11 protein-coding genes and 3 pseudogenes are annotated in these 15624 nt (G+C 68.0%); 12 read left to right on the top strand and 2 right to left on the bottom strand.

What is annotated here, in order from left to right; genetic code table 11:
- The first annotated feature begins 3 nt into the window (after positions 1-3).
- The 11 genes and pseudogenes from mqo (at position 4) to N4G47_RS03980 (ending at position 12819) form a co-directional block, all read left to right on the top strand.
- Positions 4-1704 (top strand): malate dehydrogenase (quinone), encoded by a 1701-nt coding sequence (gene mqo, locus N4G47_RS04030; protein ID WP_475285373.1) that lies wholly within the window; start codon positions 4-6, stop codon positions 1702-1704.
- A 325-nt stretch (positions 1705-2029) separates the two neighbouring features.
- Positions 2030-4221: pseudogene (locus tag N4G47_RS04025) on the top strand (TonB-dependent siderophore receptor).
- 190 nt (positions 4222-4411) lie between these two features.
- Positions 4412-6054 (top strand): annotated as a pseudogene (gene mdcA / locus N4G47_RS04020) (malonate decarboxylase subunit alpha).
- A 10-nt stretch (positions 6055-6064) separates the two neighbouring features.
- The gene (gene mdcC / locus N4G47_RS04015) at positions 6065-6385 is read left to right on the top strand and encodes a malonate decarboxylase acyl carrier protein (protein ID WP_107230182.1); all 321 of its coding nucleotides are present in this window, start codon (positions 6065-6067) and stop codon (positions 6383-6385) included.
- On the top strand, positions 6382-7290 hold the full coding sequence (locus N4G47_RS04010; RefSeq protein WP_475285370.1) for a biotin-independent malonate decarboxylase subunit beta: 909 nt from the start codon (positions 6382-6384) through the stop codon (positions 7288-7290). The genes mdcC and N4G47_RS04010 overlap by 4 nt, the downstream gene beginning before the upstream one ends.
- A complete protein-coding gene (mdcE, locus tag N4G47_RS04005) occupies positions 7287-7997 on the top strand; it encodes a biotin-independent malonate decarboxylase subunit gamma (RefSeq protein ID WP_475285369.1) in 711 nt (236 codons plus the stop codon). Before N4G47_RS04010 ends, mdcE begins: the two co-directional genes overlap by 4 nt.
- Entirely contained in the window at positions 7990-8631 is a 642-nt protein-coding gene (gene mdcG / locus N4G47_RS04000; RefSeq protein WP_475285367.1) for a malonate decarboxylase holo-[acyl-carrier-protein] synthase, read from the top strand. The genes mdcE and mdcG overlap by 8 nt, the downstream gene beginning before the upstream one ends.
- Positions 8628-9485, top strand: coding sequence for a triphosphoribosyl-dephospho-CoA synthase MdcB (mdcB, locus tag N4G47_RS03995; protein ID WP_475285365.1), 858 nt, complete (start codon positions 8628-8630; stop codon positions 9483-9485). Before mdcG ends, mdcB begins: the two co-directional genes overlap by 4 nt.
- Entirely contained in the window at positions 9482-10402 is a 921-nt protein-coding gene (gene mdcH / locus N4G47_RS03990) for a malonate decarboxylase subunit epsilon (RefSeq protein WP_475285363.1), read from the top strand. The genes mdcB and mdcH overlap by 4 nt, the downstream gene beginning before the upstream one ends.
- Before the next feature lie 104 nt (positions 10403-10506).
- Positions 10507-11874 carry an SLC13 family permease gene (locus tag N4G47_RS03985; protein ID WP_475285361.1) on the top strand — a complete coding sequence of 456 codons (1368 nt, stop codon included), beginning with the start codon at positions 10507-10509 and terminating at the stop codon, positions 11872-11874.
- A 225-nt stretch (positions 11875-12099) separates the two neighbouring features.
- Positions 12100-12819 carry a GntR family transcriptional regulator gene (locus N4G47_RS03980; protein WP_164137312.1) on the top strand — a complete coding sequence of 240 codons (720 nt, stop codon included), beginning with the start codon at positions 12100-12102 and terminating at the stop codon, positions 12817-12819.
- A 177-nt stretch (positions 12820-12996) separates the two neighbouring features.
- Here the strand turns inward: N4G47_RS03980 and N4G47_RS03975 are convergent.
- Positions 12997-13196: pseudogene (locus N4G47_RS03975) on the bottom strand (hypothetical protein); the annotation flags it as partial.
- Positions 13197-13346: 150 nt separating this feature from the next.
- Here N4G47_RS03975 and N4G47_RS03970 point away from each other — a divergent pair.
- Complete coding sequence (locus N4G47_RS03970; RefSeq protein WP_475285359.1) at positions 13347-14294, top strand: nucleoside hydrolase; 948 nt, start codon at positions 13347-13349, stop codon at positions 14292-14294.
- 4 nt (positions 14295-14298) lie between these two features.
- Here N4G47_RS03970 and N4G47_RS03965 read toward each other — a convergent pair whose 3' ends face one another.
- Positions 14299-15558: an MFS transporter gene (locus N4G47_RS03965; RefSeq protein ID WP_475285357.1), complete on the bottom strand. Its 1260-nt coding sequence runs from the start codon at positions 15556-15558 to the stop codon at positions 14299-14301.
- Positions 15559-15624: the final 66 nt, after the last annotated feature.

Here is a 15624-nt window from a genome sequence, read left to right as displayed (position 1 = left end):
CCCATGAAGAAATTTGGCAAGGCCCTGCTCGCCCTGCTCGTGCTGCTGTTGCTGGCCGCCGCGCTGTTCCTGTACTGGCCGCTGACCCAGCGCTCGGTGCCCGCCGCCAGCAACGACAAGCCCGTCGACGTTGTGCTGGTCGGCGCCGGCATCATGAGCATCACCCTGGCCACCTACCTGCAGGAACTGCAGCCGGACTGGAACATCCAGGTCTACGAACGCCTCGACGGCGTCGCCGGAGAAAGCTCCGACGGCTGGAACAACGCCGGCACCGGCCACTCGGCCTTCGCCGAACTGAACTACACCCCGGAACTGCCCGACGGCAGCATCGAGACCAAGCGCGCGGTCGGCATTGCCGAATCGTTCGAGGTCTCGCGCCAGTTCTGGTCGCACCAGGTCAAGGAAGGGCGGCTGAGCCAGCCCAGCGACTTCATCAACCCGACCCCGCACATGAGCTTCGTCTGGGGCGATGACAACATCGCCTACCTGCACAAGCGCCAGCAGGCCCTGGTGAAGAACCCGCTGTTCTACGGCATGCAGTACTCGGAAGATCCGGCGCAGATCAAGCAGTGGGCGCCGCTGCTGATGGAAGGCCGTGACCCGAAGCAGAAGGTGGCCGCAACCTGGATGCCGCTGGGCACCGACGTCAACTTCGGTGTGATCACCCGCCAGCTGACTACCGGCCTGCAGCGCAGCCCGAACTTCAGCCTGCACCTGAACCATGAGGTGAGCGCGCTGCGGCAGAACGCCGACAAGAGCTGGAACGTGACGGTGAAGGACCTCAAGGCCGGCACCGAGTCCACCACCCACGCCCGCTTCGTGTTCATCGGTGCCGGTGGCGCTGCGCTGAAGCTGCTGCAGATGTCGGGCATTCCGGAGTCGAAGGACTACGCCGGCTTCCCGGTCGGTGGCCAGTTCCTGGCCTTCCAGGGCCAGGACGTGACCTCGCGCCACGGCGTGAAGGCCTACGGCATGGCCGAGACCGGGTCGCCGCCGATGTCGGTGCCGCACCTGGATGCGCGCAAGCTGGACGGCAAGCCGGTGGTCCTGTTCGGGCCGTTCGCGCTGTACAGCACCAAGTTCCTCAAGCACGGCTCGTGGTGGGACCTGTACTCCTCGGTCACCCACAACAACGTCGGCCCGATGCTGGAAGTGGGCAAGGACAACCTCGATCTGGTGCAGTACCTGATGGGCCAGGCGCGCCTGAACGATGCCGATCGCCAGGCCGAACTGGTCAAGTACTTCCCCAACGCCAAGCCCGGCGACTGGAAGCTGGTGACCGCCGGCCAGCGCGTGCAGATCATCAAGCGTGACCCGTTGAAGGGCGCGGTGCTGCAGTTCGGTACCGAGATCGTGACCGACAAGGATCACACCCTCGCCGCCCTGCTCGGCGCTTCGCCGGGTGCGTCGACCTCGCCGCCGATCATGCTGGACCTGATGGCCAAGGCCTTCCCGGACCAGATGAAGGCCGGTTGGGAAGCGCGCCTGCGCGAGATCGTGCCGTCGTACGGGCGCAAGCTCAACGACAGCGCGGCGCTGACCAACGAGATCCGCACGCTGACCAGCCAGACCCTGCACCTGCCGTACCTGGAGGTACCGGTGGACGCCAGTGCGGCAGCCCCTGCACCCGCCGTGGTTCCGGCCGCGGTTCCGGCACCGGCCAAGGAAAAGCGCAACGCCAACGAGGAACTGCAGGCGCTGTAAGCCCGCACCCGCGTTTCGATGCAGACGGACGGCCACCTTCGGGTGGCCGTTCGTTTTTGGGGCGGCTCCCTGCTGTAGAGCCGAGCCGATGCTCGGCTCCAGCAAAAAGCAGCCGAGCATGGGCTCGGCTCTACAGAAGGCGATGCCTGGTGCCGGAAAGCCGATGCACAATGACGCGAATTGTAATGTTGTTAAGAATTATTTACATTTGCGTCCTGCGCAGTGACCGCGCCCCTCCCAGATGGACCTGACGTGCCCGAAGCCGCCGCCCCGGGTGCTGGACGACTGTTGCCGCCCTTCCCCGCCTCCACGCTTCGAGCCCACCATGTCCCTGACCCTGCGTAACCGCCTGCCCCGCCGCGCGCTGCTGCCGGCTGCCCTGCTTTCGTCGCTGACCCTGCTGGCCACGCCCAGCGCGTTCGCCGCCACCGACGGCGCCGCCGATGCCAAGACCCTGGACCGGGTCAGCGTTCGCGCCGAACAGTCCGCACCACCATCGAGCACCACGCGCCTGCCGATCACCCTGCAGGAAACCCCGCAGTCGGCCACGGCGATCAGCCTCAAGCGCCTGCAGGACGAGTCGCTGTTCAGCATCAACGATGTGATGCGCACCGTGACCGGCGTCAGCGTCTCCTTCTATGACACCCAGCGCCCCCTGTACTACGCCCGTGGTTTTGCCATCACCGATTTCCAGGTCGATGGCATTCCCACTTACAGCGGCTCGACCAACCAGGAATACGACACCGCCTTCTATGACCGCATCGAAGTGATCCGCGGTGCCAACGGCCTGCTCAGTGGCGCCGGCGTGCCGTCGGCCACGGTCAACCTGCTGCGCAAGCGCCCGGGCAAAGAGTTCGATGCCTCGTTCGCGGTCAGCGCCGGCAGCTGGGACTACCGCCGCATGGAGGCCGATGTGACCGCGCCGCTGACCGATGACGGCCGTTTCCGCAGCCGCGTGGTCGCCGCCTACACCGATCGCGGGCTGTACTACGACCGCTACAAAGAGAACAAGATGGCGGGCATGGCGGTGCTGGAAGGCGACGTCACCGACAGCACCACGATCACCCTCGGCTACCAGAGCCAGGACAACAACCCGGTCGGATCCACCTGGGGTACCGTCGCGTTCTTCGACAACCAGGGCAACTTTGCCCACCTGGCGCGCTCGACCAACCTGTCGCCGAAGTGGAGCTACTGGAAGCGCGAGAGCAACACGGCCTTCGCCAATCTGGAGCAGCGCCTGGGCGAGGACTGGCTGCTGAAGATCAACACCGCCTACACCCGCGGCAACGTGCAGAACGTGCGCCTGTACGGCACCGGCAACCCGGACCCGGTGACCGGCTCGGGCATCTACCTGCGCGCCGCGGCGGGTGATTCCAAGGACACCCGCCGCAACGTCGATGCCTACCTGACCGGCACGTTCCCGCTGTTCGGCCGCGACCACGACCTCACCCTGGGTGCGCAGTGGTCGGACCTGGAAGGCACCACCAATACCGTCGCGCTGAATTTCCCCGCGACTGGGCCACCTGCGGGCGCGAGCGCTGCTACTACATCCCGAATGTCTTCGATTGGGACGGCGACATTTCCGAGGTGACCTACACCCGCACCGGTGCACGGCGCGTGGCAAAGACCACCCAGAGCGGCGTCTACCTGGCCACCCGCCTGCACCTGGCCGATCCGCTGTCGCTGATCGCCGGCGCGCGCCTGAGCCGCTGGCAGACCCTGAGCCGTTCCTACAACGCGGCCGGCGCCTATACCGGCACCAGCGGCGCCTACAAGGTCAGCGACGAAATCACCCCGTACGTGGGCCTGGTCTACGACATCACCCCGAACGTGTCGGCCTACGCCAGCTACACCGAGATCTTCAATCCGCAGAACTACAAGGACCGCAACGAGAACCTGCTGGCGCCGGTGCAGGGTTCGAACCTGGAAGCGGGGATCAAGACCCAGTGGTTCGACGGCCGGCTGACCGCCAATGCGGCGGTGTTCGAAGCCAAGCAGGACAACTACGCCGTGCGCGACATGAGCGTGCCGGAGGGCACCCTCAGTGATGGCAGCTCGGCCTACATCGGCATCAATGGCACCAAGGCGCGGGGCTGGGAGATGGACGTCAACGGCGAAATCCTGCCGGGCTGGACGGTCAACGCCGGCTACACCCACGTCAAGGTGACCCGCGCCGCCACCGACCTGCTGTACGCCAACCCGCCCGAGGACCTGCTGCAGCTCAACACCCAGCTGCAGCTGCGCGGCGCGCTGGAACGGCTGAGCATCGGCGGCGGCGTGCAGTGGCAGAGCAAGGTGCAGGGCTACAACATCGCCTACCCGCTGGGCGGCACGGTAACGGTGAACCAGCCCGCGTACTCGCTGGTGCAGTTCAACGCCAACTACCGCATCAGCGACAACTGGATCGCGACGCTGAGCGTGCGCAACGCGCTGGACAAGACCTACTGGGCCAACCTGGACTACAACAACTTCGGCGAGCCGCGCTTCGTGTCGGCCAGCCTGCGCTGGAAGTTCTGAGCGACTGCAAACGGCAGTGCCGGCCGCTGGCCGGCTCCCCATCACCCTGCATCGCGTGGAGCCGGCCAGCGGCCGGCACTACCTGGATCAATGGGCCCGCCTCCGCGCGGGCCCTTTTTGCTGCACTGCGGGTTGCACTGCACGCCATAATTATGCCGTAATTATTTCAACGCCAATCGGAAGCCGGTCGATGAACCCGAGCTGGGATACGTTGGAACGCAGCCGCCGGGTGCGCCTGGAGCGCGCCGCGCCCTGGGCGCGCGGCCACCAGGTCGCGGCCGACGACGTGCGCGAACTGCTGCACGCGCTGCTCGAACCCGGCGACAAGGTCTGCCTGGAAGGCAACAACCAGAAGCAGGCGGACTTCCTCGCCCAGACCCTCGCCGACCTCGACCCTGGCCGCGTGCATGACCTGCACATGGTGCAGTCGGTGCTGTCCCTGCCCTCGCACCTGGATGTGTTCGAGCGCGGCATCGCCTCGAAACTGGACTTCTCCTTCTCCGGCCCGCAATCGGTGCGGCTGGCCAACCTGGTGGCCGAAGGGCGCATCCAGATCGGCGCCATCCACACCTACCTGGAACTGTTCGGCCGCTACTTCATCGACCTGACCCCGCGCGTAGCGCTGGTGGCCGCGCAGGCCGCCGACCGCCACGGCAACCTCTACACCGGCCCGAACACCGAAGACACGCCGGTGATCGTGGAAGCCACTGCATTCCGCGGCGGAATCGTCATTGCCCAGGTCAACGAGATCCTCGACACCCTCCCCGCGTCGACATCCCGGCCGACTGGGTCAACTTCGTGGTGCAGGCGCCAACGCCGAACCATATCGAACCGCTGTTCACCCGCGATCCGGCGCAGATCTCCGAGATCCAGGTGCTGATGGCGATGATGGCGATCAAGGGCATCTACGCCGAGTACGGCGTGAACCGTCTCAACCATGGCATCGGCTTCGATACCGCCGCGATCGAACTGCTGCTGCCTACCTACGCCGAGTCACTCGGCCTGAAGGGGAAGATCTGCCAGCACTGGGCGCTCAATCCGCATCCGGCGCTGATTCCGGCCATCGAATCTGGCTTCGTCAAGTCGGTGCATTCGTTCGGTTCGGAACTGGGCATGGAGCAGTACATCGCCGCGCGCGGCGATGTGTTCTTCACCGGTGCCGACGGTTCGATGCGCTCCAACCGCGCGTTCTCGCAGACTGCAGGCCTGTATGCCTGTGACATGTTCATCGGTTCGACCCTGCAGATCGACCTGCAGGGCAACAGCTCCACCGCCACGCGCGACCGCATCGCCGGCTTCGGCGGTGCACCGAACATGGGCTCGGATGCGCGCGGCCGTCGCCACGCCAGCGATGCCTGGATCAAGGCTGGCCAGCAGGCGGCACGCCCCGGCGAAATGCCACGCGGCCGCAAGCTGGTGGTGCAGATGGTGGAAACCTTCCGCGAACACATGGCGCCGGCCTTCGTCGAGCGCCTGGATGCCTGGCAGCTGGCCGAGCGCGCCGCCATGCCGCTGCCACCGGTGATGATCTATGGCGACGATGTCAGCCATGTGCTGACCGAGGAAGGCATCGCCAATCTGCTGTTGTGCCGCACGCCGGAAGAACGCGAACAGGCCATCCGTGGCGTGGCCGGCTACACCGCCGTCGGCATGGGCCGGGACCGCGCGATGGTGGAAAACCTGCGCGACCGTGGCGTGATCCAGCGCCCGGACGACCTTGGCATCAACGTGCGCGATGCCAGCCGTGACCTGCTGGCCGCGCGCTCGGTGAAGGATCTGGTGCGCTGGTCCGGCGGGCTGTACGACCCACCCAAGCGCTTCCGCAACTGGTAAGGGATCGAGCATGGAAACCCTCGACTATCGATTCGAAGGCCGCACCCCGGTGCAGTTCGCGCGCGATGCGGTGCTGGTCGGCGTGCTGGCCTCGGGCAATCTGGAAATCCTGCTGGAGCCGGCCGCGCTGGACGGCGCGATGACGGTGCGCATCGTCACCGCTGCGCGCGGCTTCGGCACCATCTGGCAGGCGGTGATCGCGGACTTTGCCCAGCGCCACCCGCTGCGCGACGTGCGCGTGTCGATCAACGACGCCGGCGCCACACCGGCGGTGGTCAGCCTGCGCCTGGACCAGGCAGTGGAAACCCTGCTGGCCGGGGGCACACCATGAGCCACATGCAGCGCCGCAGCTACTACGAAGCCGATGCACGCGAGCGCATTGCCGGGCTGGTCGATGCCGGTTCGTTCCGCGAATTCCTCGGCCCCGCGCGGCGGATGATGAGCCCGCACCTGGCCCAGCTCGAACAGCCGGCCGCGTTTGACGATGGCATCGTGGTCGGCGAGGCCCTGCTGCGCGGCAAGCGCGTGCTGCTGGCCGCGCAGCAAGGCCACTTCATGGGCGGCGGCGTCGGCGAAGTGCATGGTGCCAAGTTGACCGGCCTGCTGCGCCGCGCGGCGCAGACGCACCCGGAGGGCGTGCTGCTGCTGCTCGACACCGGTGGCGTACGCCTGCACGAAGCCAATGCCGGGCTGATCGCCATTTCCGAGATCATGCGCGCCACGCTCGATGCGCGCGCGGCGGGTGTGCCGGTCATCGCCCTGGTCGGCAGTGGCAATGGCGCGTTCGGTGGCATGGGCATCGTCGCCCGTTGCTGCAGCACGGTGATCATGTCCGAGGAAGGCCGGTTGTCGCTGTCCGGACCGGAAGTGATCGAAACGGTACGCGGCGTGGAGGAATTCGACTCGCGCGACCGCGCGCTGGTGTGGCGGGTGACCGGCGGCAAGCACCGCTACCTGATCGACCAGGCCCAGGTGCTGGTGCCCGACGCCCTCGACGCCTTCGCCCGCGCCGCTGCCGAGGCGCTGCACCCCGATGCCGACAGCGGCGACAGTGAGCGAGCGCTGCGTGCATTGCAGGCCCGGCATGCGGCATTGAAGGCCCGCGTTCAGGCCTGGGGCGTTTGCCGCGACGCCCTGGAGATCTGGGCCCTCCAGGGCATCGCCGAACCCGCGCGGCTGCCGCTGCTGGACACAGACGCCTTCCTTGCCGCCACCCGCGACCGGAGCCTGCCATGAACGCCGCGTTGCAGCCCCTGCTCGATGCCCTGTTCCCGCGCGGGCATGCCATCGCGGTGAATGACTCGGTGCTGTCCGGCACGGCGACCACCGACGACGGCGAGGTGACGGTGATCGGCACCACCGACCGCATCGAGGTCGGTGTCGATCATGCATTGGCGCTGGCCGAATCGGTGCTGGCCAGCACCGCCGCGCACCCGCAGCGGCCGATCGTGATGCTGGCCGACACCGCAGGCCAGCGCCTGGCGCGCCGCGATGAACTGCTGGGCATCAACGGCTACTTCGCCCACCTCGCACAGAGCATCGATCTGGCGCGTCGCCGTGGCGCGCGGCTGGTCACCCTGGTCTATGGCGAATCGGTCAGTGGCGGCTTCCTGTCCTTCGGCCTGATGGCCGATCACATCCATGCCCTGCCCGACGCACAGGTGCGGGTGATGGACCTGCGCGCGATGGCGCGGGTGACCAAGCAGCCGCTGGAAAAGCTGCAGGCGCTCAGCCAGAGCTCACCGGTATTCGCACCGGGCGTGGCCAACTACGTGGCCATGGGCGCCGTGGAATCGCTGTGGGAAGGCGACCTGGCCCAGCATCTGCTGCAGGCCTTGCGCACGCCCAGCGAAGGCGACGTCCGCGCGGCGCGGGGTGTACAGCGTGGCGGTCGTGCACTGGCGGCGGTTGTTGCCGATGCCGTGGCCGGCGGCGATGCCTGAGCGGCCCGCCCGCCACACGCTGGTCTGGCTGTCGGCTCACGCCGACTGGCGCGCCGACGTGGCCGCACAGGAACCACGCCTCGCGGGCTGGTTCGCGCAGGGCCTGCCGGCGATGGTGGCGCGTCGTGCCGTGGATGATCCCGACCCGCGCCTGCGCCTGGGCGTACCGCTGCCGCCGAACGAAGGCAAACTGCGCCTCGCCCTGCGCGTACCGCTGCAGGATGTGCAGCGCCTGCAACCACCGCCGACACTGGACGCGGTGCTCACTGCCGGTGTCCCGACCGACTGGCAGCAGGCGCTGCACACCCTGGCGCGCATCGCACCGGCACGCGTGTTCGGTGCCTTTGCCTGGCAGCATCTGAGCCGATTGCAGTATGTGCATCCACGCTCGGACATCGATCTGTTGTGGCAGGTGCAGACCCGCACCCAGGCCGACGCACTTGTCGCACACCTGAATGCCTGGGAGCACGAGCACGGCCGTCGCGTCGATGGCGAACTGAGCCTGCCTGATGGCGGCGCGGTGAACTGGCGTGAATATGCCGGCGACAGCCGCCAGGTGCTGGTGAAGCGCCTGGATGGCGCCGCGCTGGAAACCCGCGAGCACCTGTTCGTGGCTAGCGGAGTGGCGGCGTGAGCGCCGTCGTCCAGCTCCGTCTGCCCGGCGCACGTGCGTTCGACAGCGCGCGCCTGGGGCGCCTGGCCATCGCCAGCCTGCATGCCGAACTGGCACTGGCCCCCAAACCAGGGCTGGTTACGCCGTTTGATGCAGGCAGCCATGACGACATGGATGCCGGCACGTTCCTGCGCAGCTTGTTTGCGCTGCGCCACTTCTTCACTGCGATGGCGCACGCCGGCGCTGCAGACGCACCGTTCGCGCGGTTGCGCGCGCACGGCCTCGCTGCCGAAACCGCGATGCTGCGCGCCACCGGGGGTATCAACACCCATCGCGGTGCAATCTTCAGCCTCGGCCTGCTGGTGGCCGCCGCAGCACGTTGCCGGCGTCAGCACGGCCACAGCGTGCCTGCCACACAGGTGTGCCTGGGCGTACAGCACTGGGCCGACGATTTCGCCCGTGCTCCACTGGATGCGCAGAGCCCGGGGCAGCGCGCACGAGTGCAGCATGGCGTGCCGGGCGTGCGCGAACAGGCGGCGGCCGGTTACCCGTTGCTGCGCGAACTGGCGGTGCCCACGCTGCGCCATGCCCTGAGCGCAGGGCTGCCGCGCGACGCGGCACTGTGCCAGACCCTGATGCAGCTGGTTGCGCACATCGACGACCTCAACCTGCTGCACCGTGGCGGCATCGACGGCCTGCTCTGGGCCCAGCAGCAGGCGCGCGGCTTTCTGGAAAGTGGCGGTGCCTTCGCACCGGGCTGGCAAGTGCGCCTGCACGGCATCGGTGCACGCTTCGTCGCGCGCCGCCTCAGCCCTGGCGGCAGTGCCGATCTGCTCGCCTGCAGCTGGTTCCTGCTGCAGCAGGAGGCCGCATGAGCCTGGCTCTGCTCTGTCCCGGGCAAGGCGCGCAGCATGCGGCGATGTTCGAGCGCGTGCGCGATCTGCCTGCCGCGCGCGACGTACTGGAGATTGCCAGCGCAGTGCTTGGACGCGATGTGTTCGCAGCGGCCGCTGATGAATCGCGCTTCGACAACGCGCTGGCGCAGCCATTGCTGTGTGCGGCCACCCTCGCGCACTGGCGGGGACTACGCGAAGCGCTGCCTGCGCCGGTGCTGGTGGCCGGCTACAGCATCGGCGAGCTGGCCGCGCATGCCATCGCCGGCACGTTCAACGCGGACACCTGCCTGGCGCTGGCCGCCCGGCGCGCGCAGCTGATGGACGCCGCCGGCCCCGCCGATGCCGGACTGCAAGCGGTGCTCGGGCTGAATCGCAGTGCACTGCACGCGCTCTGCGATGCGCACGGCACCTTCGTGGCGATTGCCAATGGCCAAGATCATTTCATCGTTGGCGGTGCGCAGGCGTCGCTGCACGCACTGGCCGATGCGGCACGCGCACAGGGCGCGGAGGTCCGCGTGCTGCCGGTGCATGTTCCCGCACACACACCGCTGCTGGCGGCGGCGGTCTCACCGTTTGCCGCCGCACTCGATGCCGCCCCGCTGCAGGCTCCGCGCCTGCCGCTGCTGGCCGGTATCGATGCGCGACCCGTGCGTGATCGTGCGGCGACGGTGCACACCCTGTCGGCACAGCTGGCACAGACCATCGAATGGGCGCAGGTGATGCGCCAGGCCTTCGAGCGCGGCGCGCGGGTGTTCCTGCAGCTGGGCCCGGGCAATGCACTGGTGCGCATGGTCGCGCCGTCCTATCCGTGCTGCGAGATGCGCGCGGTGGAAGAGTTCCAGAGCCTGGAAGGCGCCGCCGCATGGGCCCGCAGCGCGCTGGAGCGGCTGCGGTAACGGGTTCGAGCAGTACGTATCACGCAATACGCAGTACGTCGCCTTACCCCGGGATGGCGGGTTTCCATCCGCGCTGTACGTGAGCCACGTGTCTGGGAGGGCGCATGAGTCCACAACTCGCAACGATCATCGGTCTGGTGGTCATGTTCATCGTCGCCACCGCTCTGCCGATCAACATGGGGGCGGTGGCCTTCGCGCTGGCGTTCATCATCGGTGGTGTCTGGGTCGGCATGGACGGCAAGGAGGTGCTGGCCGGGTTCCCGGGCGACCTGTTCCTGACCCTGGTCGGCATCACCTACCTGTTTGCCATCGCGCAGAAGAACGGCACCATCGACCTGCTGGTGCACTGGGCGGTGCGCGCGGTGCGCGGCCACATCGTCGCCATCCCCTGGGTGATGTTCGTGGTCACCGCGGTACTCACCGCGTTCGGTGCGCTTGGCCCGGCCGCAGTGGCGATCATCGGCCCGGTCGCGCTGCGCTTCGCCAAGCAATACAACATCAACCCGCTGATGATGGGCCTGCTGGTGATCCATGGCGCACAGGCCGGCGGCTTTTCGCCGATCAGCGTGTACGGCAGCATCACCAACGGGGTCGTGCAGAAGGCCGGGCTGGAGGTGACCGAGATGGCGGTGTTTCTGACCAGCCTCGGTTTCAACTTCATGATGGCCATCATCTGCTTCGTCGCCTTCGGTGGCATCGCGCTGCTGCGCCGCGGCTCGATCACACTGGCCGGCACGGTTGGCAACGCCGGGCTTGCGATGGCCGGTGGCCCGCAGGCGTCGTCGCGGCAGTTCGCCATTGAGGGGCATGGCGCGCTGGTCGCCGCCGGTGGCGGCACGCTCAGCAACGATCCGGAGGCGCTGGAGGCGGTCGGCTTCACCCGCGAACGCCTGTTCACCCTGATCGGCCTGCTGGGCCTGGGCGTGGCCGCGCTGATCTACAACCTCAACGTCGGCCTGGTCTCGATCACGGTGGCCGTAGCGCTGGCACTGCTGTCGCCGCAGAGCCAGAAGGGCGCGGTCGACGGCATCAGCTGGTCCACCGTGCTGTTGATCTGCGGCGTGGTGACCTACATCGGCGTGCTGGAGCACGCCGGCGCGGTGGACTTCATCGGCCATGGTGTTTCCAGCATCGGCATTCCGCTGCTGGGCGCGCTGCTGGTCTGCTACGTCGGTGGCATCGTCTCCGCCTTCGCGTCCTCGGCCGCCGTGCTGGGCGCAACGATCCCACTGGCCGTGCCGTTCCTGATGCAGGGCCACCTGGGCGCAGCCGGCGTGATCTGCGCGCTGGCGGTGTCGTCCACCATCGTCGACGTCAGCCCGTTCTCGACCAATGGTGCACTGGTGGTGGCCTCGGCCGCCAAGGAAGAGCGCGAGACCCTGTTCCGCCGCTTCCTGGTCTACAGCGGCCTGGTGGTGGCGCTGGGGCCGTTGCTGGCGTGGCTGGTGTTCGTGGTGCCGGGCTGGATGTAACTGCACAGGGGCGCCGGGGATTCCGGCGCCCTTCCAGCGGGGTATGACCGACGAGGTAGAGTCGACTGTTAGTCGACTGCTCTCCGTTCCGACGGCGAAAAACCCCGCGCTCCGCGCGATAGTCGACTAACAGTCGACTCTACCCAGCCGCTCCCCCGAGCCGTTTCCCCCTCGGTTTCCGCCCGCATTGCAGGTCCCATGCATGGAGGCAGTACACTTTCCGCCATGGCCATCGCTCCTGCCCCGCGCTCACCGAAGAAGCGTGCTCCTCTGTATGAAGAGGTCGCCGAACACGTGCGCGAACGCATCTACGACTACCGCCTGCCACCGGGTGAGTGGATCGACGAGCCGGCCCTGTGCGAGGAACTGGGCATCAGCCGCACGCCGCTGCGCGAAGCACTGAAACTGCTGGCCGCCGAGGGCCTGGTGCAGATCGATGCCGGTCGTGGCGCGCGGGTCACCCGGCTCACCCTGGAAGACCTCAACCAGCTGTTCCCGGTGATGGCGATGCTGGAAGGCCGCTGCGCGCATGAAGCGGTCCGGCATATCGATGATGCTGGGGTACAGCAGCTGGAAGACCTGCATGCGGCGATGGAAACCGCTGCGGCCGAGGGCAACATCGCCGAGTACTACCGCAACAACTACCTCATCCACGAAACCGTGCAGCACTATGCCGGCAACCCGTGGCTGATCCGGATCACGCACGACCTGCACCGTATCCTGAAGATGCACCGTGGCCGCCAGCTGCTGACTCCGGGTCGTACCGCGCAGTCGCTGGCCGAGCACCGCGAACTGATGGAGTGTTTCCGCAGGCGTGATGCCGCTGCCGCCGAACGCACCATGGAGCGCCACCTGCTCAGCCAGGGCCAGGCGCTGGCCGCCTATGTGGCTGCGGGAGGCCTGCTGAACGTACCGGCGCCGTTGCCGACCGAAGGCGGCGGCTGAACGGATGGGGTTGCCGGCCAGCGGCCGGCACTACCGAGACGTGACCTCGGCGGGGTATGCACCCGGGAACGTCCCATCAATCGCCGCCGTCACCGCTGTCGCCGCTTCTGTCGCGTCGAGCTTGCTCGACTGCTTTTGTACGGGCCGTCGAGCAAGCTCGACGCTACGCAGCCCTCACCCCTCCCCGCGGCCACCCGAGCCATCGGCGGTGGCCACCGCCATGCACAGGATCGCGCCCACCAGCGGCAGCAGCCAGACCAGCAGCAGCTGCACCGCCCGCCCCCTGCCGACAGGCCCTCGCGCTGGACGATCACCACCGTGGCTACCACGTTCAGGCCCAGCACCAGCAGGGCCAGCAGAAGGGTCACGATCAGCATGCGGCGGACTCCGGGCCTGGACGGGGAGATTATGGCCTGCCGCCCCGGCAATGGCCGTGCCTGTCATGAAGATGGGACAATGTAGGGCGCGCCGGCCTGCCTGCGGGCCGCCGGCGCCCCCGCACCACACGGAAGAAGAAGAACAACAACATGCTGAAAGTCATTTTCGATACCGACCCGGGCGTCGACGACGCCCTGGCGCTGCTGTACCTGCACAAGCACCCGCAGATCGACCTGATCGGCGTCACCACCACCTTCGGCAATGCCTCGGTGGAGTCGACCACGCATAACGCGCTGTACCTGAAGCAGGCCTGGGGCTTTGCCGCCCCGGTTGCGCGCGGCGCCGCTGGCCCGCTGCAGCCGGAGGCCACCCCGGAAGCCTGGCCGGTGCACATCCACGGCCATAATGGCCTGGGCAACCACCCGGTGCCGGCACAGCTGGATGTGGCCGTCGACGCCCGCCCGGCGCATCAGCTGATCATCGATCTGGTCCGTGCCCACCCGGGCGAAGTGACCCTGGTCGCGGTCGGCCGCATGACCAACCTGGCCCTGGCCCTGCAGCAGGCCCCGGACATCGCCGGCCTGGTGCGCGGCGTGGTGCTCATGGGCGGCGCCTTCCACGTCAACGGCAACATCACTCCGGCCGCCGAGGCCAACATCTGGGGCGACGCCGAAGCGGCCGACGTGGTGTTCACCACCGACTGGCCGGTCACCGCGATCGGCCTGGACGTGACCACCCGCGTGGAAATGAACCGCGATGGCCTGGACACGCTGGCCGCCCTCGGCGGCGCCGATGCCGAGCTGGTGCGGGCGTTGTCGCAGGACTACGTGGACTTCTACCTGCAGGCGGGCCACAAGGGCATGGTGGTGCACGACTGCTGCGCCTGCATCGCGTTGACCCGCCCGGAACTGTTCCAGTTCGAGCGCGCCAGCGTGCGCGTGGCCACCGACGGCGTTGCCCGTGGCATGACCATTCCCAAGCCGGAAGGCATGGGCTTCGGCCCCAGCGTGTGGGATGGCCACGTGCTGCAGTCCATCGCCATTGGCGTGGATGCGGCCGCGGTGCTGGCCGACATCGAGCAGACCCTGAAGGTCTGATCGGCTAGCGCTTGACCCTGCCCGGGGCCGTCTCGGGCAGGGTCCACAGCACGGGCAGCACCAGCACCGCCACCAGCGCGATCATCGCGCCCGGCGCCGCCGCCCAGCCGCTGCGTTCCACCCACCATTGCGCCAGCCACGGTGTCGCACCGCCGAACACCGCTGTGGCCATGGTCACGCCCAGTGCCAACCCGCTGACCCGGCCTTCGCCCGGGAACTGTTCGGCGGTGGCCGGGGCCGCCACCGCACTCACGCCACCTGCCACGCAGGCCAGCAGCACTGCGGCCAACACGATGCCCAGCGTCGTCGCCTGCGCCATCCACGCAAACAGCGACAGCGGCAGCAGGGCCGCCAGCATGGTCAGCCCCAGCAGCATCGGCCGACGGCCGACGCGGTCCGACAATGCGCCGCACAGCGGGGTGATCGCGATCACCGCCACCGCCGCGATCGTCGACAGCCACAACGCATCGCCCTCGTCATGCCCCCGCGCATGCAGGAACGCTGGCACGTAGGTAATGCCCACGTAATAGGTGATCGAACCCAGTGCGGAGATCGCGAAGGTACGCGCCACTGCCCCCGGATGATTGCGCAGCACATGCCGCAGCGGTGTGGCCGGTATGCTGCCGTCGCGGCGCTGGCGCTCGAATTCGGGTGACTCGTGCATGCCCGAGCGTGCGACCAGGATCACCAGCGCCAGCGCGGCGCCGACGAAGAACGGAATGCGCCAGCCCCAGCTGTCCAGCTGCGGTGTGGGCAGCAGCGCGACCGTGAGCGCGGAGATCGCCACCGCCAGCAGCGCACCCACTTCACTGGCCGCCGAGGCCAGCGAGGTCACCAGGCCCCGTCGCCGCAGCGGTGCGCTTTCCAGCAGGTAGGCCACCACGCCGGTGTATTCGCCACCCACCGAGAACGCCATCACGCAGCGCAGGACCAGCATCAATACGCCGGCGGTGCTGCCTGCGGTGGCGGCGGTCGGCAGCAGTGCGGTAGCGAGCATCGCCGCGGCCATCAATGCCATCGAGGCCAGCAGCATCCAGCGCCGGCCGAGGCGATCACCGAGGTGACCGAAGCACAGCGCGCCCAGCGGACGCATCAGATAGGACACCGCGAAGCCGGCCAGGGTAACCAGCAAGGCCTGCTCGCCGCCGCCGAAGAACACCCGCGACAGCACCGTGGCGAAATACAGGTACAGGGTGAAGTCGTACCACTCCACCACCGTGGACAGGCCCGCCACCCACATTGAGCGCTGCCGTGCTGCGGTCATTGCATGCGTTCCTTCATCGCCGCAGGGTGCCACGTACGCAGTGACGACGCGGTGCATCAACTACGG

This window comes from Stenotrophomonas sp. GSD10 (assembly GCF_056172695.1).
The sequence above is the reverse complement of the archived record's forward strand: the minus strand, read 5'-3'. Positions and strand labels throughout refer to the sequence as shown.

Coding starts and splice junctions, on each gene's coding strand:
- mqo (WP_475285373.1), top strand. CDS start 4: ATGAAGAAATTTGGCAAGGCCCTGCTCGCCCTGCTCGTGCTGCTGTTG.
- mdcC (WP_107230182.1), top strand. CDS start 6,065: ATGGAAACCCTCGACTATCGATTCGAAGGCCGCACCCCGGTGCAGTTC.
- N4G47_RS04010 (WP_475285370.1), top strand. CDS start 6,382: ATGAGCCACATGCAGCGCCGCAGCTACTACGAAGCCGATGCACGCGAG.
- mdcE (WP_475285369.1), top strand. CDS start 7,287: ATGAACGCCGCGTTGCAGCCCCTGCTCGATGCCCTGTTCCCGCGCGGG.
- mdcG (WP_475285367.1), top strand. CDS start 7,990: ATGCCTGAGCGGCCCGCCCGCCACACGCTGGTCTGGCTGTCGGCTCAC.
- mdcH (WP_475285363.1), top strand. CDS start 9,482: ATGAGCCTGGCTCTGCTCTGTCCCGGGCAAGGCGCGCAGCATGCGGCG.
- N4G47_RS03985 (WP_475285361.1), top strand. CDS start 10,507: ATGAGTCCACAACTCGCAACGATCATCGGTCTGGTGGTCATGTTCATC.
- N4G47_RS03980 (WP_164137312.1), top strand. CDS start 12,100: ATGGCCATCGCTCCTGCCCCGCGCTCACCGAAGAAGCGTGCTCCTCTG.
- N4G47_RS03970 (WP_475285359.1), top strand. CDS start 13,347: ATGCTGAAAGTCATTTTCGATACCGACCCGGGCGTCGACGACGCCCTG.
- N4G47_RS03965 (WP_475285357.1), bottom strand. CDS start 15,558: ATGACCGCAGCACGGCAGCGCTCAATGTGGGTGGCGGGCCTGTCCACG.